The 18,787-nt window shown below is 63.5% G+C and carries 22 protein-coding genes; 12 read left to right on the forward strand and 10 right to left on the reverse strand.

Annotated features, from left to right (window positions below):
* Positions 1–187 precede the first annotated feature (187 nt).
* Positions 188–2,521: a response regulator gene (locus LCM4577_RS33130; RefSeq protein WP_071074859.1), complete on the reverse strand. Its 2,334-nt coding sequence runs from the start codon at positions 2,519–2,521 to the stop codon at positions 188–190.
* A gap of 417 nt (positions 2,522–2,938) precedes the next feature.
* On the reverse strand, positions 2,939–3,262 hold the full coding sequence (locus LCM4577_RS33135; protein ID WP_041011201.1) for a hypothetical protein: 324 nt from the start codon (positions 3,260–3,262) through the stop codon (positions 2,939–2,941).
* A gap of 87 nt (positions 3,263–3,349) precedes the next feature.
* Between LCM4577_RS33135 and LCM4577_RS33140 the strand changes: the two genes are divergently transcribed.
* A complete protein-coding gene (locus LCM4577_RS33140) occupies positions 3,350–5,353 on the forward strand; it encodes a PAS domain-containing sensor histidine kinase (protein ID WP_071074861.1) in 2,004 nt (667 codons plus the stop codon).
* Positions 5,354–5,388: 35 nt separating this feature from the next.
* Here the strand turns inward: LCM4577_RS33140 and LCM4577_RS33145 are convergent, their stop codons facing one another.
* A complete protein-coding gene (locus LCM4577_RS33145) occupies positions 5,389–5,958 on the reverse strand; it encodes an HXXEE domain-containing protein (protein WP_041011202.1) in 570 nt (189 codons plus the stop codon).
* Between the two features lie 253 nt (positions 5,959–6,211).
* On the opposite strand from LCM4577_RS33145, the gene LCM4577_RS33150 reads away from it, so the two are divergent.
* Positions 6,212–7,180 (forward strand): alpha/beta fold hydrolase, encoded by a 969-nt coding sequence (locus LCM4577_RS33150; RefSeq protein ID WP_071074862.1) that lies wholly within the window; start codon positions 6,212–6,214, stop codon positions 7,178–7,180.
* A gap of 178 nt (positions 7,181–7,358) precedes the next feature.
* Here LCM4577_RS33150 and LCM4577_RS33155 read toward each other — a convergent pair whose 3' ends face one another.
* Complete coding sequence (locus LCM4577_RS33155; protein ID WP_071034295.1) at positions 7,359–7,577, reverse strand: 4-oxalocrotonate tautomerase family protein; 219 nt, start codon at positions 7,575–7,577, stop codon at positions 7,359–7,361.
* Between the two features lie 195 nt (positions 7,578–7,772).
* Positions 7,773–8,690: a polyprenyl synthetase family protein gene (locus LCM4577_RS33160; RefSeq protein WP_071074863.1), complete on the reverse strand. Its 918-nt coding sequence runs from the start codon at positions 8,688–8,690 to the stop codon at positions 7,773–7,775.
* Positions 8,691–8,818: 128 nt separating this feature from the next.
* Between LCM4577_RS33160 and LCM4577_RS33165 the strand changes: the two genes are divergently transcribed.
* The 3 genes from LCM4577_RS33165 (at position 8,819) to LCM4577_RS33175 (ending at position 10,494) form a co-directional block, all read left to right on the forward strand.
* Positions 8,819–9,526 carry a biosynthetic peptidoglycan transglycosylase gene (locus tag LCM4577_RS33165; RefSeq protein ID WP_198541121.1) on the forward strand — a complete coding sequence of 236 codons (708 nt, stop codon included), beginning with the start codon at positions 8,819–8,821 and terminating at the stop codon, positions 9,524–9,526.
* A 154-nt stretch (positions 9,527–9,680) separates the two neighbouring features.
* The gene (gene rpmF, locus LCM4577_RS33170; RefSeq protein WP_006203806.1) at positions 9,681–9,863 is read left to right on the forward strand and encodes a 50S ribosomal protein L32; all 183 of its coding nucleotides are present in this window, start codon (positions 9,681–9,683) and stop codon (positions 9,861–9,863) included.
* A gap of 229 nt (positions 9,864–10,092) precedes the next feature.
* The gene (locus LCM4577_RS33175) at positions 10,093–10,494 is read left to right on the forward strand and encodes a hypothetical protein (protein WP_040985222.1); all 402 of its coding nucleotides are present in this window, start codon (positions 10,093–10,095) and stop codon (positions 10,492–10,494) included.
* Here LCM4577_RS33175 and LCM4577_RS33180 read toward each other — a convergent pair.
* Entirely contained in the window at positions 10,486–11,004 is a 519-nt protein-coding gene (locus tag LCM4577_RS33180) for a helix-turn-helix domain-containing protein (RefSeq protein ID WP_071074864.1), read from the reverse strand. The two genes, LCM4577_RS33175 and LCM4577_RS33180, sit on opposite strands and share 9 nt — an antisense overlap.
* A gap of 90 nt (positions 11,005–11,094) precedes the next feature.
* On the opposite strand from LCM4577_RS33180, the gene LCM4577_RS33185 reads away from it, so the two are divergent.
* The 4 genes from LCM4577_RS33185 to LCM4577_RS33200 all read left to right on the forward strand — a co-directional run bounded on the left by LCM4577_RS33185 (position 11,095) and on the right by LCM4577_RS33200 (position 13,484).
* Positions 11,095–11,922: an alpha/beta fold hydrolase gene (locus tag LCM4577_RS33185; RefSeq protein WP_083354938.1), complete on the forward strand. Its 828-nt coding sequence runs from the start codon at positions 11,095–11,097 to the stop codon at positions 11,920–11,922.
* Between the two features lie 87 nt (positions 11,923–12,009).
* Positions 12,010–12,666: a glutathione S-transferase family protein gene (locus LCM4577_RS33190; RefSeq protein ID WP_071074866.1), complete on the forward strand. Its 657-nt coding sequence runs from the start codon at positions 12,010–12,012 to the stop codon at positions 12,664–12,666.
* A 6-nt stretch (positions 12,667–12,672) separates the two neighbouring features.
* Complete coding sequence (locus LCM4577_RS33195; protein ID WP_041011211.1) at positions 12,673–13,008, forward strand: helix-turn-helix transcriptional regulator; 336 nt, start codon at positions 12,673–12,675, stop codon at positions 13,006–13,008.
* A gap of 11 nt (positions 13,009–13,019) precedes the next feature.
* Complete coding sequence (locus LCM4577_RS33200) at positions 13,020–13,484, forward strand: SRPBCC family protein (RefSeq protein ID WP_071074867.1); 465 nt, start codon at positions 13,020–13,022, stop codon at positions 13,482–13,484.
* Between the two features lie 88 nt (positions 13,485–13,572).
* Here the strand turns inward: LCM4577_RS33200 and LCM4577_RS33205 are convergent, their stop codons facing one another.
* The 3 genes from LCM4577_RS33205 to LCM4577_RS33215 all read right to left on the reverse strand — a co-directional run bounded on the left by LCM4577_RS33205 (position 13,573) and on the right by LCM4577_RS33215 (position 15,417).
* The gene (locus tag LCM4577_RS33205) at positions 13,573–13,848 is read right to left on the reverse strand and encodes a helix-turn-helix transcriptional regulator (protein ID WP_040985209.1); all 276 of its coding nucleotides are present in this window, start codon (positions 13,846–13,848) and stop codon (positions 13,573–13,575) included.
* Positions 13,849–13,880: 32 nt separating this feature from the next.
* Positions 13,881–15,128 carry an MFS transporter gene (locus tag LCM4577_RS33210; RefSeq protein ID WP_040985207.1) on the reverse strand — a complete coding sequence of 416 codons (1,248 nt, stop codon included), beginning with the start codon at positions 15,126–15,128 and terminating at the stop codon, positions 13,881–13,883.
* Between the two features lie 94 nt (positions 15,129–15,222).
* The gene (locus tag LCM4577_RS33215) at positions 15,223–15,417 is read right to left on the reverse strand and encodes a DUF1192 domain-containing protein (protein WP_040985205.1); all 195 of its coding nucleotides are present in this window, start codon (positions 15,415–15,417) and stop codon (positions 15,223–15,225) included.
* 109 nt (positions 15,418–15,526) lie between these two features.
* Between LCM4577_RS33215 and LCM4577_RS33220 the strand changes: the two genes are divergently transcribed.
* The 3 genes from LCM4577_RS33220 (at position 15,527) to LCM4577_RS33230 (ending at position 17,986) form a co-directional block, all read left to right on the forward strand.
* Positions 15,527–16,537, forward strand: coding sequence for an NAD(P)H-quinone oxidoreductase (locus tag LCM4577_RS33220; RefSeq protein WP_040985203.1), 1,011 nt, complete (start codon positions 15,527–15,529; stop codon positions 16,535–16,537).
* A 355-nt stretch (positions 16,538–16,892) separates the two neighbouring features.
* Positions 16,893–17,033: a DUF1127 domain-containing protein gene (locus LCM4577_RS33225; RefSeq protein WP_071074868.1), complete on the forward strand. Its 141-nt coding sequence runs from the start codon at positions 16,893–16,895 to the stop codon at positions 17,031–17,033.
* A gap of 254 nt (positions 17,034–17,287) precedes the next feature.
* Positions 17,288–17,986, forward strand: a complete 699-nt coding sequence (locus LCM4577_RS33230; RefSeq protein ID WP_041011213.1) for a DUF1013 domain-containing protein — start codon at positions 17,288–17,290, stop codon at positions 17,984–17,986.
* A gap of 68 nt (positions 17,987–18,054) precedes the next feature.
* Here LCM4577_RS33230 and LCM4577_RS33235 read toward each other — a convergent pair whose 3' ends face one another.
* Positions 18,055–18,774, reverse strand: coding sequence for a YafY family protein (locus tag LCM4577_RS33235; protein WP_027166621.1), 720 nt, complete (start codon positions 18,772–18,774; stop codon positions 18,055–18,057).
* Positions 18,775–18,787: the final 13 nt, after the last annotated feature.

Raw genomic sequence — 18,787 nt, forward strand, 5'->3', positions numbered from 1 at the left:
TCGACAACCAGAAGGTAGACGGAAAATCCCCGTCTTACGGGGCATGCACATGCGGCATTTCGATTCACCTGCGACCTTCCCCGGACAGCCCTGCCTTGCGGGGGAGATGGCCGGCAGGCCAGAGGGGGGTTGGCGGGAACTCGGCAGTCGATCTTTATCGAGAGTTTGCCCTCGTTCGGCAAAGCGCTCACGCCGTCTTCGCCGCCACCGTCTCGCTGAGCCAGGTGCCGATCTTGGCGCCGAGGCGGTCGGGCGAGACCGGCTTGGGCAGATAGTCGTCCATGCCGGCCTCGATGCATTTTTCGCGATCGCCCTTCAGCGCATGCGCGGTGACGCCGATGATCGGCGTGTGGTCGCCGTCCCGCGCTTCGATGGCGCGGATGGCGCGGCTCGCCTCATAGCCGTTCATTTCCGGCATGGAGACGTCCATCAGCACCAGCCGGGGGCGCAGCGAGCGGTACATCTCGACCGCGGTGCGGCCATTGCCGGCGATGCGGTAGCTGAGACCGAAGCCGTTGAGGATCTGGCCGAAGACCAGCTGGTTCACGTCATTGTCCTCGGCGATCAAGATATCGATCGGACCGCTCGGCGTGGCGATCGATTCCGGCGCCGCCGGCACGGGCACGGCCGGGCCGCGGATGACGGTGAAGGCCGGCGCCGCCGCCTGGACTGCGGCCGGCTCGCRCACGAAATGCGCCTTGGCGCCCTGCGTCCGCGCCTTCTGGATGGCGGAAATCACCGTGCCCAGCAGCACCGCCGAACGCGCCGGCTTGGTGAGATGCGCGACGATGCCGAAATCGATGACCATCCTGCCGAAATCGACCTGGTCGACCGAGGTGAGCAGCACGACCGGAATGGAGGAAAGCCGGCTGTCGGCGGCAATCGCCCTCGCGACGTCGGCGCCGTTCATGCCGGGCATCTGGTAATCGAGGATGATGCAGTCGACCGAGGCGCCGAGCTGGCAGGCGCGGTCGAGGAAGGCGAGGCCGACGGCGCCGCTTTCGGCGGCCGCGCAGTCGAAGCTCCAGCTTCTGAGCTGCTCCAGCAGGATATCGCGATTGACCGGATTGTCGTCGATGACCAGCACCCGGGCGCCGGTGACATCCATCGGCACGAGCTCGTCGCGCGACTGCTGGTCATGCGTCGGCAGCGACACGACGAACCAGAACACGGAGCCGCGGCCGATCTCGCTTTCGACGCCGATCTTGCCGCCCATCAGGTCGATGAGACGAGCGGATATGGCGAGGCCGAGACCGGTGCCTTCATGGCGGCGAGTCGAGGAGCCGTCGACCTGGGCGAATTTCTCGAACACGTTCTGCAGTTTTTCGGCCGGGATGCCGATGCCGGTATCTTCCACGCGGACCTTGAGCTGGACCACGCCGTCGACGACATCGCCGCCGACATCGACCAGCACATGGCCCTTCTCGGTGAACTTCACGGCGTTGCCGAGCAGGTTGGTGACGATCTGGCGGAAGCGCCCGGCATCGCCGACGACGAAGGCCGGCAAGCGCGGATCGACGCGCACGATGAGCTCGAGGTTCTTTTCGGCGACGCGCGCTGACACCAGCGTCGCCACATCCTCGACCGCTTCGGCCAGGCGGAAAGGGGCGGGGTCGAGCGTCAGCTGGCCGGCATTGATCTTCGAAAAATCGAGGATGTCGTTGATGATGGTGAGCAGCGCGTTGCCGGATTTGACGATGACGTCGGTGAAGGTTTTCTGGCGCGGCGTCAGCTCGGTCTTGGCAAGCAGCTCGGCCATGCCGAGCACGCCGTTCATCGGCGTTCGGATCTCATGGCTCATATTGGCGAGGAATTCGGATTTCGCACGGTCGGCGGCCTCGGCCTTGAACAAGGATGCGGCGCTCTCGGCGAAGGCGCGGCGGATCGCATTCTCCATCGGCCGGAAGATCAGAACCGCGGCAATGGCGATCACGGCGATCAGCAGGCCGCTCGCCCACAGGAGCAGCCGGTCGTTGGAGGCGTCGGCGAGGCGTCGCTCGTCATCGAGCGCTGTGCGCACCTTGACCAGCATAGGCTGGGCGAACAGGTCGTTCTGGTTGCGGATCTCGCGGTAGCTCCATTCGTCGACCTTCTGGGCGGCCGACATCAGGTTGAAGTTGCGCACCATGTCACGCGCCGACCAGAACAGGTCGCCATTGACCGAAGCGGTGTCCAGCGTGTTGAGGGCGCCCTTCGACAGCCGCGGCCTGATCGCGGCGAGCTCGGCGTTCAGGATGCCGATCTCGGCCATCAGGCGTTCGGAATGGCCGCGGGCGGCGGCGGTCAACGCGTCGCGCGTCTCGCTGCGCCAGGCGGTGCCGGTCGTCTCGGCGAAATTGGTGGCGTTGCGCAGGTCGCGGGCGAAGATGACGAAATTGCCGCTGAGAGCATCGACCTCGTGGCGGTACGAATTCACACGGTTGAGGGCGAACATGACGGCGGCGGAGGCCAGCGCGAAGACAAGCAGTCCCGAAATGTAGCGAACCCGGATCGACCGGAGGAAGGAAGAGTATTCCGGCATGCGCAACCCCAACACATACGCATAATTTTAATGGCCGGGATTACGCTTGATTTACATTAAGATTTCGTTGGAGGTGGAGGGCGGACTTTGTCGCAGCTTCTTAATACGGAGGCGACCTACCCCTTCGCGACAAGCTAGACCGAGCGCATTGCCGGGCAGTGCTTTGAAATCGGACGGCTGATCATCAATCCGACGTGTCGGAGAGGATATGGTTTCCCTTGCGTAGCGTGATCCGCCGTTGAGGATGCTCTTCTCTCGCGGCCTGAAAAATGGCGCGGGCAAGCTGGGCTGTAACGGCGCGTGCGAGGACCCGTTCGATGACTTCGTGGCTTTCGGCGTGCCAGAGTTCGATTCGATAGGGTAGCGCTTCAGCCGGACGGGAAGGGTTGGCGCTCCGTGTCATAGACAGGCCTCTGCCTAATTCGTCGGACCGTTCCATCTCGAAACGAAATTGTTCTTGTGTCGCAAAGTGATGTAGCGGTCCGGATGCTCACGCGTCGCTGCGTAGTAAGCGGCGTAGCCGATGCTGGCATTGGCCGTGACAGCAAGAACTTGTTCGACGCCGTTCTTGGCAGCGTTCCACAACTCGACCCTATACGGGAGTTCGTCATGCTCGGCAGATCCGAGTTCATGGGGGACGGGATTCTCGTCGTCGTCTCCAGGCTCGTTCTCCGGAGCAAAGCTGTACAAATAGCCCGGATTTCTCAGATTGGATGCGAATGCAGATGAATATGTCGCCATTGGCCCAAGCTTGTTGCTATGCCGGATAGGGCCGCCTATGCTGCTGGACGCCCCTGCTTAATGCGAGCGTAGAACGCGGGTTGGACAATGCCACTGATCACAACCGACGCGCAATATCTTTCCGACAGCCATCGCCTCGAATTCTTCATCGACGCTGTTGCCGATTATGTGATCTATACCCTCGATGCAGATGGCTTCATCACCAGCTGGAATGCCGGGGCCGAGAAAATAAAGGGCTATTCGGCCACGGAAATCCTGGGGCAGCATTTTTCCCGCTTCTTCACGGCCGAAGATCAGGCGAACGCCGTTCCTGACAAGATGCTTGCCGCGGCAAAGGAGGAGGGAAGGTACGAGGCCGAGGGCTGGCGGGTGCGCAAGGACGGGACCAGATTCTGGTCGAATAGCGTTGTTCAACGGGTCGTGGACCAAAACGGCCGTCTTCTGGGCTACGCGAAGATCACGCGAGACATCACCGAGCGGGTGGCCGCGCATCAGTCGCTGCTGCAGAGTGAGCGGCGCTTCCGCATCCTGGTCGATGGCGTGACCGACTATGCCATCTACATGCTCGATCCAAGCGGTATGATCACCAATTGGAACGTTGGCGCCGAGCGGCTGAAAGGCTACACCGCCGAGGAAATCGTGGGGCAGCATTTCTCCAAATTCTATACCCGTGAAGAACGCGCAAAAGGCACGCCGCTCCGCGTCCTCGAAGCGGCCATGCAGAACGGGCGGTACGAAGGCGAGGGYTGGCGCGTACGCAAGGACGGCAGCCGTTTCTGGGCATCGGTCGTCGTTACGCCGATCCATAACGAAGCAGGCCAGCTTGAAGGATTCGCCAAAGTTACCCGCGACATCACCGAACGCCGTGCGGCGCACGAAGCTTTGCGTCAAAGCGAGCGCCAGTTCCGCCTTCTTGTGAGCGGCGTGACCGATTATGCACTTTTCATGCTTGATCCGAACGGGCTGGTGACCAGCTGGAATGCCGGTGCGGAGCGCATCAAGGGTTATACGGCCGAAGAAATCATCGGTCAGCACTTCTCCCGTTTTTACACGGAGCATGACCGCGCCGCCGGGTTACCTGGCCGCGCGCTCTATACGGCGACGCGCGACGGACATTTCGAAACCGAGGGCCATCGCGTCCGCAAGGACGGGACGCTGTTCTGGGCGAATGTCGTGATCGATCCGATCCGCGACGAGCGAGGAGAACTGATCGGTTTCGCCAAGATCACGCGCGACATCACCGGTCGACGCGATGCGGAGGTCGCACTCCGGCAGGCGCAAGCGCAACGCGCTCATGCCCAGAAAATGGATGCGCTCGGTCAATTGACCGGCAGCATCGTGCATGATTTCAACAATCTGCTCACGGTGGTCGACAGCTACGTCCGTAAGGTGAAGAACGCCGGCGTCGATCCCGAAATGAAGCAGGCGACCGAATCCGTGGAGCTTGCGCTCGAGCGCGGCGCCGGATTGACGCGCCAGTTGCTGGCCTTCTCGCGCAAGCATGCCGCCCGCGCCGAGGTCGTATCGCTGGCAGAGCGGGTGGAAGCCGTTCGCGGAATGATAGCGGGTTCCATGCGCAAATCGGTGAAGCTGGTCGCCGCAGTCGGACCCGAAACCTGGCCAGTGAAGGTCGACCCTGGCGAACTGGAGCTTGGTCTCGTCAACATTGCCTTCAATGCGCGGGACGCCATGCCTGACGGTGGCCTGGTAACGATCACGGCGGAGAACATGCTGCTATCGAGCGGCGATAACGCGGCCGGCCTGCAAGGCGAATTCGTCGCGCTAAGGGTGACCGACACTGGCATCGGAATTGCGCCAGACCTGCTTCCGCAGGTTTTTGAACCGTTCTTCACGACCAAAGGGCCGGAGAAGGGCACAGGCCTCGGCCTCGCACAGGTCTACGGTTTCGCGCAGCAGTCCGGCGGCGCGGTCACGATCGACAGCGAAGTTGGCAAGGGCACGACCGTGACGATCTACCTGCCGCGGGCCGATATCGAAGCGGCCGCGCAGAGCGCGGAGCCCGAACAGCCGGCCAGCGTGAATGTAGTGCCATTAAGGACAAAGGGCCGTTTTGCCGGGGATCAAGGCTGATCGGCCGGCCGGCTGCGCTGACGTTGCTGAAGATGCTACGCGTTGGCGAGAGAGCGGTATCGGACAGTCACCACTGCGATGATCGCCAGGTGAAGCAGGATCGCGAGAGCTGCGCCGATCATTTGCGGGACAAGGCCTGCCGTTCTCCCAATCGTCCAGATCGTGGCGACGCTCAGCGGCAAGAACAAAACGATGCTGGTGACGAGGCCGGGATTGTATTTGCGCAGCCGCGCCGATGTGACGAGGTGGGCGAGCGCGTTCACGATCATGATGTAAGGCGCAACCAGGCCCCAAGCGGGTCCCCATAGGAACGCCGCGTAAAGAGCCAGCAGGTTGATGCCCCAGACAAACGGCAGATTGATGATGAGAACCGAGGCGACGGTAAGGGCGTCTCGGCCGCCGAAAACATTCTCGTTCGCGAACTCGCGGAAGCGGTCGCCGGTGTGCTCTTCGACCTGATGGACCATGTAAAACGGGCTGTGCAGGAAGATCAGGAACACCGGCAGCGAAAGCGATACAATGGGTGCAACGGCTATAAACGATGCGGCCATGAACCCTGCACCGATGACCCAGTAATCGGCCAGCCAGGCTTGCAGTCTAAGCATCGGTTCCGGGCATCTCCTCGTTGTCCGTCGGCGATCTTGCACGAACGCTTGCACATCACCAGAACTATTCAAGTGCATGGACGCCTTGGCGCTCCGCGACCATGTCGGACATTGACTGCCGCGACCGCCCCTGAGACAGTCAATGGAAGATGCGCGCCTCCGAAACTTGGCATTCCGTCGGCTCGGCCACCCGTTGCGGCGTCCGGCCTTCCGCCATTGATCGGAGGTGGAAACGCGAGCATGAGAAGCGGCCGTGAGCGAACCTAAACAGCGAATAGTTGCGACCAACGGCATCCGCCTCAACATCGCCGAGCACGGAGACGGCCCCCCGGTTCTGTTGTGCCACGGCTTTCCCGAATCCTGGTATTCCTGGCGCCATCAGTTGAGGGCGCTCGCGGCGGCAGGCTTTCGCGCCATCGCCCCCGACATGCGGGGCTATGGCAAGAGCGATCGGCCGGAAGCGATCGATCAATACACGCTCTTTCATCTGGTCGGCGACATGGTGGGCCTTCTCGACGCCCTTGAAGTTCCCAGCGCCGTCATCGTCGGCCACGACTGGGGCGCGGTCGTCGCCTGGCATGCGGCGCTGCTGCGACCGGACCGCTTCCACGCCGTCATCGGCCTCAGCGTGCCGTTCCGGCCGCGCGCCAATGCGCGCCCGACCAGCCTCATGCCGCGAACGGCGGATTCCCAGTTCTACCAGCTTTATTTCCAACAGCCCGGCGTTGCCGAGGCAGAGCTGGAACGCGACCCCCGGGCCACGGTGCGCAGCATGCTTTACGCGGTATCGGGAGATGCTTCGGGCGGTGGCATCAGCATGGTCCCGCACGGCGCAGGCCTCCTGCAAGCCGTCGAGGTTCCTGCAAGCCTGCCGCGCTGGCTCAGCGAGAGCGACGTCGATTTCTACGCGGGCGAGTTTCAGCGCGCCGGCTTCGCCGGAGGTCTCAACTGGTACCGCAACATCGACCGGAACTGGGAACTGATGGCGCCCTTTGCGGGCGCGCGGATCAAGGTTCCCGCGCTCTATATGGCAGGCGACCGCGACCTGGTGGTCGCCTTCCCCGGCATGGATCAACTGTTGGCCAATCTCAGGAACTTCGTCCCTCAAATCCGCGATACACTGATGCTGCCCGGCTGCGGGCACTGGACCCAGCAGGAGCGCCCGGACGAKGTCAACGCCGCGATGATCGAATTCCTGCGGAGCTTGCCGAACCGCGACTGATCCAGGGGAAAGCGAGTATCGGCTCCGACACGGAAGGTTGGGCGTGCCGCTCGGCAAGCGACTCGCCCGGTCCAAGATCGTGATGGCGTTTCGTTGAATCGCCCTCACGATCTAACTCTTTGTTGGAGCATGATCTTTCTCCGAAAACCGGTTCCCACTTTTCGGGATCATGCTCTGGTCAGGCACTATCCTTGGCCCGGTAGGCGTCGGGAAGAATGAAGACCTCGTCGGCGCGGCCATAGCCGCCGTCGGGAACTTCCTCGATCAGCACCATGGTGTAGGGGCGCACGCCCTCGCCGAAATAGTCGACGAACATCTGCGTGGTCTTGTGGACGAGGTCCTCCTTCTGCGTTTTGGTGAGGGCGGCCTCAGGCATCTTGAAGTTGGCGAAGGGCATTTCCAGGTTCCTTCCGGGTTGGATTTCACGGCTCTGAAGATTGCCGGCGCGGACCGGTCTCAGTTTCGTTGTCCTGGAGCGGATATAGATTGTCGTGGACGCCGGATAATTACCCATCCATCGACAGCAGTATTCGGAGAGAGCGAACAATGGGCGCCGTTGTCGGCCGGCATCGGCCGCCAGCCGCGCTAGGGTTCAGCTGCTGCGCGTCGCCACGAAGGTCGCGGCTTGCTTGAGCAATCCGGCTGCATCGCCATAGGGCTCGAGCAGCGCATGCGCCTGGTCGATCAGGCCGTGGAGCTGGCCGCGCGCCCAGTCGGGCCCATGCAGCGCGGCAAGCGTCGCCTTGCCGGCGGCGGCGTCCTTGTTCGTCGCCTTGCCCATCTGCTTGGCGTCGGCGGTGAGGTCGAGCAGGTCGTCGGCCAACTGGAAGGCAAGACCGATCGCCGAGCCGAATTCCGCCAGCCGCTCGCGGTCTGCGGGCGGCGCGCCGGCGACGATCGCGCCGGCCTCGCAGGCGAAGCGGATCAGTGCGCCGGTCTTCATCGCCTGCAAGGTGATGATGCCGGCCTCGTCCGGCCGTTTGCGCTCTGCCTCGAGGTCCAGCATCTGGCCGCCAACCATGCCGCCGGCGCCGGCCGCGCGGGCAAKGGCGAGAACGAGGGTGGCGCGGCGCTCGGCCGGCAGCGCGGTCGCCTCGTCGGCGATGATGTCGAAGGCCAAGGTCAGCAGCRCGTCGCCGGCCAGGATCGCGGTGGCCTCGTCGAAGGCCCTGTGCACCGTCGGCTGGCCGCGCCGCAAATCGTCGTCGTCCATGGAAGGCAGGTCGTCATGGATCAGTGAATAGCAATGCACGCATTCGAGCGCCGCCGCGACGCGCAGCGCGGCGTCATTGTCGGCCAAAAACAGCGCGGCGCTCTCCATGACCAGAAAAGGCCGCAGCCGCTTGCCGCCATTGAGCACCCCATGGCGCATCGCCGCCATCAGGCGCTCGGGCCGCGCGATCTCGCCGGTGAGCGGACGCGCGTCGAGGATCCGGCGCAGCTCCGTCTCGACGGCGGCGGCGCGCATGAAAAGCGCTGTTTCGAAGGCGATCCGGTCGTCTTTGCTCATGGCCGGGACCGGTAGCCGACACTCAGACATTGCGCAAGCAGGCGCGCGCCTTTATGCCGATGGGGGCGAGGCACGGGTGGGACGGCTTGACGGAACCGATCGTCGAACATGGAAGCGAAGGGCTGGACATGGCGCGACGTCGGCGCCTGAACCGCGCCGGTGTGAAGCGCATCGCCCGGCGTTGCCTGGTCGTCGCCATCGTTTTGGCGGCCATACCGGCCGTGCTCACCTTCCTTTACCTGCCGTCCTTCGTGCATCCGGTCTCGACGCTGATGCTGAAGGACCTCGTGACTTTTTCCGGCTATGACCGGCGCTGGGTGTCGATCGACGACGTGGCGCCGGTGCTGGCGCATTCGGTGATCATGTCGGAGGACGGGCAGTTCTGCTTCCACCGCGGCGTCGATCTCGGCGAATTGCGCGGCGTGGTCGACGACGCGCTGGCGGGCGAGGCGACGCGCGGCGCCTCCACAATCACCATGCAGACGGTGAAGAACCTTTTCCTCTGGTCGCGGCCATTGGGCAGCGTGCGCAAGGTGGTCGAGCTGCCGTTGGCCGTCTATTTCGACGCGGTGATGTCGAAGCGGCGGATCATGGAGATTTATCTCAACATCGCCGAATGGGGGCCGGGCATCTACGGCATCGAGGCCGCCGCGCGGCACCATTTCGGCGTCTCGGCCAAGCAATTGTCGCGACGGCAGGCGGCGCTGCTCGCCGTCAGCCTGCCCAATCCGATCGCGCGCAATCCGGCAAAGCCCGGGCCGGGATTGCGGCGGCTCGCGAGCTTGATCGAGCGGCGCGCCAGCAGGTCCGGCGCTTATGTGGGATGCTTGGATTAGGCCGAAGCGTCGCCGGCTCAAAAAAATTCGCGGCCAGCGCTGGCCAAAACGGCGCAAGGCGTGTATAGGCACCCGACTTTCTCAGATTATGGCCTCGATGCGGCCCTTTCGCGAGGGTTGCCGGGGCATTTTGACCATGTAGTGGAGCATATCCATGGCCGTTCCAAAAAGAAAAACCTCTCCGTCGAAGCGCGGCATGCGCCGCTCGGCCGACGCCCTCAAGGCCCCGACCTATGTCGAGGACAAGAATTCCGGCGAAATGCGCCGCCCGCATCACATCGACCTGAAGACCGGCATGTATCGCGGCCGCCAGGTTCTGGAGCCGAAGGAAAGCTGAGAAGCTTCCACGGTTTGAGACTTTCAAAAGACCGGCCTTTGGCCGGTCTTTTTGCGTGTGGCCCTGGTTGGTGGAGATCTGGGGCGCACAAGCTGCAGAAAAGCCAGGGCAACCGGCTGACATCGTTATTTCATTAGGTCTTAGAGCGTGTTCGCCGTCGCCGGCGAAAACCCTTGACGACGCGCCGGCGGCGGATTTTACAAAAGGGTGCCCCATTGGAGTCGCCCAGATGTTCGGTGCTGTTCCGCTGCTGATCGTGCCCTTCGTCCTCTACAATCTCGGCCTGCTGGGATTGTTCGGCGGCGGCGACGATCCGTGGATGACCGAGATGTTTTCCTTCCGCATGATGTCGGGYGGCGTGTTCTCGATGACGCTCGGCGACCTGATGGTGCTGATCGGACTGATCTTCCTGTTCATCGAGATCTCGAAATCGGTGCGCACGACCAATGCCTCGATCCTGGATCACCTTTTGTCGACGCTCGTCTTCATCGCCTTCCTGGTCGAATTCCTGCTGGTGAAGGGCGCGGCGCACTCCGTCTTCTTCACGCTGATGATCATCGCGCTGTTCGACGTGCTGGCCGGCTTCTCGGTGTCGATGCGGTCGGCCAGCCGGGATATCAACCTAAACTGACGGCACCTCAGCCTTTCGCGCGACCACTGCCTCGTAGGCGGCGCGCAGTTGCTGGCGCACGGTCGGCGTGCCGGGCGGCGTCTTCGACGGCGCGCCGAGATGCTCGTGGCGCAGTTCGTCCATAAACTGCTCCCATAGCGGCGGGCCGCCCTTTTCCAAGAGCTCGGCGCGGATCGACAATTCTTCCGTGACCGGCAGCCAGACGCGCCCCCAGGCGCCGAGCTGCGCCATGATCGGCACCAGCGTGATCGCCATCTCGGTCAGGCTGTAGATCGCCTTCTGCTTGTGGCTGGGGTCGTCGGCCTTGGTCAGCAGGCCGAGCTCCATCAGCCGCTTCAGCCGGTCGGCCAGGATGTTGGAGGCGATGCCTTCCAGCGAGCCGTTGAGCAGCTCGCGGAAGTGACGCCGGCCACCAAAGATCATGTCGCGCAGAATGATCAGGCTCCAGCGGTCGCCGAACACTTCGAGCGACAAATTGATGGGGCAACCGGACCGACGGTCGATGCTCATGGCACTCTCTCCAGAAAAACCAGTTGCATTATGATATCGGTTTGATTACCGTGCAACTGATTGCAAAACGCAATCAGATTGGAGGATCAGATGACCGCCGCAACGCAGCGCCCCGACATCGTTTCGCAAAGCTTCGGCAGTCCGCAAGATCCGCCGATCCTTCTGATCATGGGCGCCATGGCCTCGATGCTGTGGTGGCCGGAAGCCTTCTGCCGGCAGCTTGCCGGGCGCGGTCGCTTCGTCATCCGCTACGACAATCGCGACACCGGCCTATCGACCAAATATCCGCTCGGAGCGCCGACCTACACGTTCGAGGACATGGTGGATGACGCCATGCGGGTGCTCGACGACCATGGCGTCGCCAAGGCGCATGTCGTCGGTATGTCGATGGGCGGCATGCTCGCGCAAAGCGTGGCGCTGAAATATCCCGAACGCGTCGGCTCGCTCACCGTGATCTCCTCCTCGCCGCTCGGCGTCGATACGTCCGGCCTGCCCGGAACGACCGAGGCCTATAAGGAGCATTCGGCGGAGGGTGGCGACGTCGACTGGTCGAACCGCGGGCAGGTCCTCGATTTCATGGTCAAGGACGCCCGAGCAATCGCCAGCACGCGCCATCCGTTCGACGAGGAACGGACGCGCGCGATGATCGAGGCGGACTACGATCGCTCCGGCGGCCTCGCCAGCGCGACCAATCATTTCCTCCTCAAGGGTGGCGGCCCGCAGCGGACGGTGCGGGATCTGCGCGCGCCGCTGCTCGTCATCCATGGCACCGCCGATCCGCTTTTCCCGATCGAGCATGGCGAGGCGCTCGCCAAGGCGGTTCCAGGGGCAAGGCTGGTCAAGGTCGAAGGTAGCGGCCACGAACTGCACCGCAACGACTGGCCGCAGATCGTCGACGCCATCGTCGCGCATCATTAGGCGTGGAGGCTCCGGCTTGACTCAACGGGTCTGCGATAATAGTTAAGTGACCACTTCAGTATTGCCCGAGCGCGAAAGAGAGCGAGAATGTCCCTGACGCTGCATTTCCACCCGCTGGCCTCGTTCTGCTGGAAGCCACTGATCGCGTTCTACGAGAACGGCACGCCGTTCGAGCCGGTCATCGTCGACCTCGGCGACGAGGCTTCCCGCGCCGCCTTCCTGAAGGTGTCGCCGACCGGCAAGATGCCGGCGCTGCGTGACGACGCCCGGGACCGGACGGTGCTGGAATCGACCATCGTCGTCGAATATCTCGCCGCGCATTATCCGGGACCGGTCGAGCTCATTCCCGCCGATGTCGACTTCGCCCTGCAAGTCCGCCAGGCCGATCGCTTCTATGATTTCTACGTGCAGCATCCGATGCAGAAGATCGTCGGCGACAGGTTGCGGCCAAAGGATGAGACCGATCCATTCGGCGTCGAGGAGGCCCGCGCGCAGCTGCGCAATTCCTACGCCATTGTCGAGGAGGAGATGCAGGACAAGACTTGGGCGGTGGGCGAGACCTTCACCATGGCCGACTGCGCCGCCTCGCCGGCGCTGTTCTACGCCAACAAGGTCGAGCCGTTCGGCGACAAGTTCCCGGCGGTGAAACGCTACCACGACCGGCTGCTCGCGCGTCCCTCCTTCGCCCGCGTCATCGAGGAAGCGGGACCTTATTTCAAATTCTTCCCCTACAACAACGGCTAGGGCGCGATGCTGCACGATCCTGCCCAGCTCGACCTGATGTTCCAGGCGCTTGCCGATCCGGCGCGGCGCCAGATGGTGGACCGTCTGTCGCGCGGGCCGGCATCGGTCAGCCAACTGGCCGAACCGCTGGCGATGTCATTGTCGGCCGTCGTCCAGCATCTCAATGTGCTCGAGGCAAGCGGCCTGGTCAGGACCGAAAAGCTTGGCCGGGTACGGACCTGCCGGATAGAGCCGCAGGCGCTCCGGGCCGCCGAGCGCTGGATCAACGAGCGGCGGCTCGCCTGGGAGCGTCGGCTCGACCGCCTCGGCGATTTCCTCGCCGAAACCAAAGATGAAAGCTGAAGGGCCCCGTCATGACCGAACGATCCGTCGTCCATTCCACCTTCGTCCTCGAGCGCGTCTATCCGGCGGCGCCGGAGAAGGTTTATTTCGCGCTGAGCGATCCCGCGGCGAAGAAGCGCTGGTTCGTCGATCCCGACAATCCGATGCCGAGCCGGCATGAGATGGATTTCCGCGTCGGCGGCAAGGAGGTAAACGCCGGCTGTCCCAGCGATGGGCAGATGCATTTCTACAACGCGGTCTATCAGGACATCGTGCCCAACCGGCGCATCGTCTACAGTTACGAGCTGTTGTTCGGTGAAACCCGGGTCTCGGTGTCGCTCGCGACGATCGAGCTCGTCGCCGAAGGCAAGGGAACGCGGYTTATCCTGACGGAGCAGGGGGCTTTCTTCGACGGCATCGACTCACCGGCCACCCGCGAGCACGGCACCGGCGAATTGCTCGATGCGCTTGGGGCGGCGCTGGAGCTTGCGACCTGACGCCGCCAGTCAAGGCGTGTCGCGCTTTTGTTCGATGCATGTCTCAGAAGCACTGCGGTTCCGAGCGACATGCATCGATGGCCAAAAACTATTCCCCCGGCGCTGTTTCCCAGAACTGGTCGAGCCAGATATTGAGCCTGAGGAAGCCGGCGCTGCTGACGGCGTAGACGCGCCTTGTGCCTTCGGCCTTGGCATTGACCAGGCCGGCGTCGAGCAGGACCTTCAGATGCTGGGAAACCGCCGGGCGCGAGACGGGCAATCCGGCCGCCAATTCGTTCACCGTCTTCGGGCCGCGCCGGAGTTCTTCCAAAAGATAGCGCCGATTGGGATCGGCTATCGCCACGAAGGCGTCAGAAAACATCATGCCTTTATTTGTGAGGCAAAGTCTTGCGAATCTCAACTATTGGTTTCAACCTTTCTGCGCGGATCGAGCCGCGTTGCTTCCGGCGTGACCGCGCGGTCCGCGGGTTGCGTCTTGAAGGCATCGCGGTTTTCGATCGGCACCGGCGCGCGGGCGCGGATACGCAAGAGCGTGTAGCCGGCGAGGCTGAGATGGGCGAGTGCGGTTGCGAGGAAAAGCCCCTCCGGGCGCACCGAACCCATCAGCGCGGCGGCCAAAAGCGGGCCGATCATCGTGCCGAAGCCGTAGAGCAGCAGCAGGCCGCCGGAAACCTTGACGAAGTCCTCGGCGCGGGCGTGGTCGTTGGCATGCGCGACGGCGATCGAATAGAGCGTATAGGCGAAGGCGCCATAGGCGGCGGTCATCACGATGACGAAGACGCCTGAACGTGGCGCGAACAGGAAGATCAGCACCGCGACCAGCGCCGCGCCGAAGGCCGCCCCGGCGAGCACGAAGCGGCGGTCAGTTGTATCCGAAAGCCGGCCGGCCGGAAGCTGCATGGCGGCACCGGCGATGACCACGAGGCTCATCATCAGCGCGATCTCGGCGGTGGAGATGCCGATGCGGGCGCCATAGACGGCGCCGAGCGTGCCCCAGGCGCCGTTGGCGATGCCGATCAGGAGGCAAGCCACCGCCGACACCGGCGAATTGGCGTAGAGACCTTTGACGTCGAGCTTCACGTCCTGCAGGGGCTTCGGATGCGACTGGGTCGAGACCGCCGTCGGAATGAGCGACAGGCAAAACAGGATGCCGGTGATCATGAACAGCGACGCCGACCGCACGTCGCCRCCGGCCACGATCATCTGGCCGCCCATGATCGAGGCATAGGTGACCATCATGTAGAGGCCGAAGACGGTGCCGCGATTCTCGTTGGTGGCCTTTTCGTTCAGCCAGCTCTCGATCACCATGAAGGCACCGGCCATGGTGAAGCCGGTGAAGGCGCGCAAAAGGATCCAGACATATTCGTCGATGATGAGGCCGGTGAGCAGCGCGATGATCGCGCCGGACGCGGCGAAGGCGCCGAAAGCCCTGACATGGCCGGCACGGCGAACAAGCCGCGGCGCGAAGAAGCAGCCGGTGACGAAGCCGCCGGCCCAGGCCGTGCCCATCAGGCCGAGCGATGCGGTCGAAAAGCCTTCCACCTGGCCGCGCAGCGGCAGCAGCAGCCCGTGCAGGCCGGATGCGGCAAGCAGGAACGCCGTGCCGCGAAGCAGCGAGAGGATCGGTCTGTAGGTTGCAAACATGGGCTGATCCGGCTGGAATTTCGGGCGCAGGTCTGTTTCAGCGTCTGGCAGTCGCAATCAGGCTTTTCCGGGGCGGACTGGCACGCCGGCGGAACTATCCTCTACGAAACAGCGCCTCGGCCGCGGATTTGGTTGCCCCCTTGGCGGCCCGTGCCTCTTCCAGCCGGGCGATCTCGTCGCGCAGTATCGCGATGCGCTCGGACAATTCGTCCACCGAAAGCAGCGACAGGTCCTGGCCGATCTCGTGCGGGCGCGGCTTTTTCCTGGGTTCGTCGTCGAAGATCGCCATCGTCGCTTCTCCCTTACTTGGCCATTTGCCTGATTTGGCAATCAGCATACATAGGGCAGGGGCGCCGATGCAAACCACTCAAGATAGGATTCGAGGAGACGGGACAGCCATGGCGAACAATCACAAGATTCCGGCGAAGATGACAGCCATCGCGATCTCGCAGCCCGGCGGTCCCAGGGTGCTCAAGCCGGAAACGCGCGACGTGCCTGTCCCCGGCCCGGGCGAGGTGCTGATCCGCGTGCATGCGGCCGGCGTCAACCGGCCGGACGTCCAACAGCGCAAGGGCGCCTATCCGCCGCCGCCTGGCGCCTCGGACCTGCCTGGACTCGAGGTGGCCGGTGAAATCGCAGCACTTGGCGACGAGATATCGCGCTGGCGCATCGGCGATCGGGTCTGCGCGCTGACGCCGGGCGGCGGCTATGCCGAATATGTCAAGGTCCATGCCGGCAGCGTGCTGCCGATCCCGGCCGGCTTCACCTATTCGGAGGCCGCCGCCGTGCCGGAGAACTATTTCACCGTCTGGCACAATGTATTCGAGCGCGGCGGCCTGAAGAAGGGCGAGACGCTGCTCGTCCATGGCGGCTCGTCGGGCATCGGCACCACCGCCATCCAGCTCGCCTCGGCCTTCGGCGCCACTGTGATCACCACCGCCGGCAGCAAGGAGAAATGCGACGCCTGCCTGAGGCTCGGCGCCCACCGGGCGATCAACTATCGCGAGGAGGACTTCGTCGCCGCGGTCAAGGACGCGACCGACAAGAAAGGCGTCGACGTCATCCTCGACATGGTCGGYGGCGACTATGTCGCGCGCAATTACGAAGCCGCGGCCGTCGAGGGGCGCATCGTCCAGATCGCCGTGCAGGCCGGCGCCGTCGCAAGCACCAATTTCGCGACGCTGATGGTGAAGCGCCTGACCCATACCGGCTCGACGCTCAGGCCGCGCACCGTCGAGTTCAAGGCGGCGATTGCGGCCGCGCTGGAGGCCCAGGTGTGGCCGATGCTCGGCACGCGCAAGGTGGCACCCGTCATGGACATGATCTTTCCGCTCTCCGAAGCCTGGCGGGCGCATGAGCGGATGGAAGAGGGCGAGCATATCGGCAAGATCGTCCTCGACGTCGGCTAGGATGGGTCGATATTCAGGTGAGGCCGGTCTGCAAATGCCGGCCTTCTGCGCTTCCGGTGCTCACGTAGTTCCAGCTGCCGCATGTCCTTATAGGAAAACCGGAGGACCACTTTTCCGGGACATGCGGAAGTACGCTCCGCTCCGGTTCTCGAAGTCCACCATTTTCGACTCGGCCTGACCTGAATCTCGACCCATCCTGGGGTGGCGCCTGTCCCCATTCCAAGCTGAACGAATCCTTAATGGTGCAATGCACAAAACGCATTGCGGCCATGCAAAAGCGTCCGTTCATTTCTTGGGCAGTCATGCCTATTTACACGGCATCAAACGATTTCATCAAACGACTGGAGAAATTCAAATGAACCCGATCCGTGCTTTCCGTAAGTGGCGCATGTACAACGAGACCGTGCGCGAATTGAACAAGCTCAATGCCCGTCAGTTGAGCGACCTCGGCATCAACCGCGCCGACATCGAGCGCATCGCCCGCCAGGCGGTGTAATCGGACGCAGCCCGACTGTCAGGCCGGGCTGGGACTTGAAAGCCAGAGCCGTCGAGACGCTTGCTTCGTTTCCGGTTCCGAACCCGCTGGACCCCGTCCAGCGGGTTTTGTCTTTTCAGGGCTGTGAATCGGGTCCTTCCCAAAAACATTGCGAAAATCGGAGGGAGCGTTTATACAAACCGCGAATTTCCCATTTTGGTGGCTCTAAACCACCGCCCGCGCGGGAACGCGGGCGAACGAGAAGGATTTTTGATATGGCCAATACGCTGCTGATGCCCAAGGCGACCGCCGTCTGGCTGGTCGACAACACCGCGCTCTCCTTCGAGCAGATCGCGCAGTTCTGCGGGCTGCATCCGCTTGAGGTCAAGGCGATCGCCGACGGCGAGTCGGCGCAGGGCATCAAGGGCATGGACCCGATCATCACCGGCCAGCTGACGCGCGACGAGATCGCGCGCGGCGAGAAAGACGTCAATTACCGGCTAAAGCTGTCCGAGCCGAAGGTGCGGGTGCCGGAATCGAAGCGCAAGGGTCCGCGCTACACGCCGCTGTCGAAGCGCCAAGACCGGCCGAACGCCATCCTGTGGCTGGTGCGCAACCATCCCGAGCTCAAGGACGCGCAGATTGCCCGTTTGGTGGGCACCACCAAGTCGACGATCGAGCAGATCAGGGAACGCAAGCACTGGAACTCGGCCAACCTGCAGCCGATGGATCCGGTGACGCTCGGCCTCACCTCGCAGATCGACCTCGACCTCGAGGTCAACCGTGCCTCACGCGGCCGCGAGCAGCCGCAGCCCGTCGGCGACACGTTGCTGCCGGCCGCACTCACCGAACGGCTGGTGCCGACGCCGGAGAAGCCGAAGGACGAGGACCAGGAGCTCGATGCCAACGCCGTCTTCGCCAAGCTTTCGGCACTTAAGTCGAAGGACAAGGACGAAGACGACGATCAGGAGTAAGCCTCTCGGCGACCAACAAAAAAGCCCGCTTTCGAGCGGGCTTTTTTGTTGGACAATGGCTTGGGAAGTCACGTCCGTGCGGCGCGGTCGGGCGCCATGCCGTAATCCTCCGAGCGCTCGACGGCGCGGTAGAAATCGGCGAGCTGCTTGCCGCGCTCCGGCTTGAAGATGCGGCCGGCAATGACGACCGAGGCGATGCGGTCGATGCGGAAGGCGCGGAAGTCGTCGCGCATCTCGCACCAGGCAACCAACGTCCAGACCTTGCCCCAGAACCACAGACCGAGCGGCCTGATGTCGCGCGCGGTGCCGCGGCCGGCTTCGTCGGAATAGTCGATGGTCAGGACCTGGCGTTTCTCCACGGCGCGTTCGATCAGGTCGATCGCCTCGCGCGCGGCGTCGCTCACCACCCACATCGGTGTGTGGATCTCGGTACGGGCGATGCGGTCCTTCTCGGTATCGGGCAGCACCGCGCCGATCTTGACCAGCGCCTCGTCGGCGGCCCTTGCCATCGCCGCGCCGCCAAAGGCGCGCACCATGCGCGCGCCGGCCACCAGCGCCACGATCTCGTCACGCGTGAACATCAGCGGCGGAAGGTCGAAACCCTCCCTCATCATGTAGCCGACGCCTGCTTCGCCGTCGATCGGCACGCCGGTCGACTGCAGGTCGGCTATGTCGCGGTAAATGGTGCGCTCGGAAACCTCGAGCCACGTGCCGAGCTTCTGCGCGGTGACCAGCCGGCCACCCCGCAAATGCTGCACGATCTGGAAAAGCCTGTCGGCGCGGCGCATCGATTTCTCCCCC

The sequence above is a fragment of the Mesorhizobium sp. LCM 4577 genome, assembly GCF_001854795.2.
GTDB lineage: Bacteria > Pseudomonadota > Alphaproteobacteria > Rhizobiales > Rhizobiaceae > Mesorhizobium > Mesorhizobium plurifarium.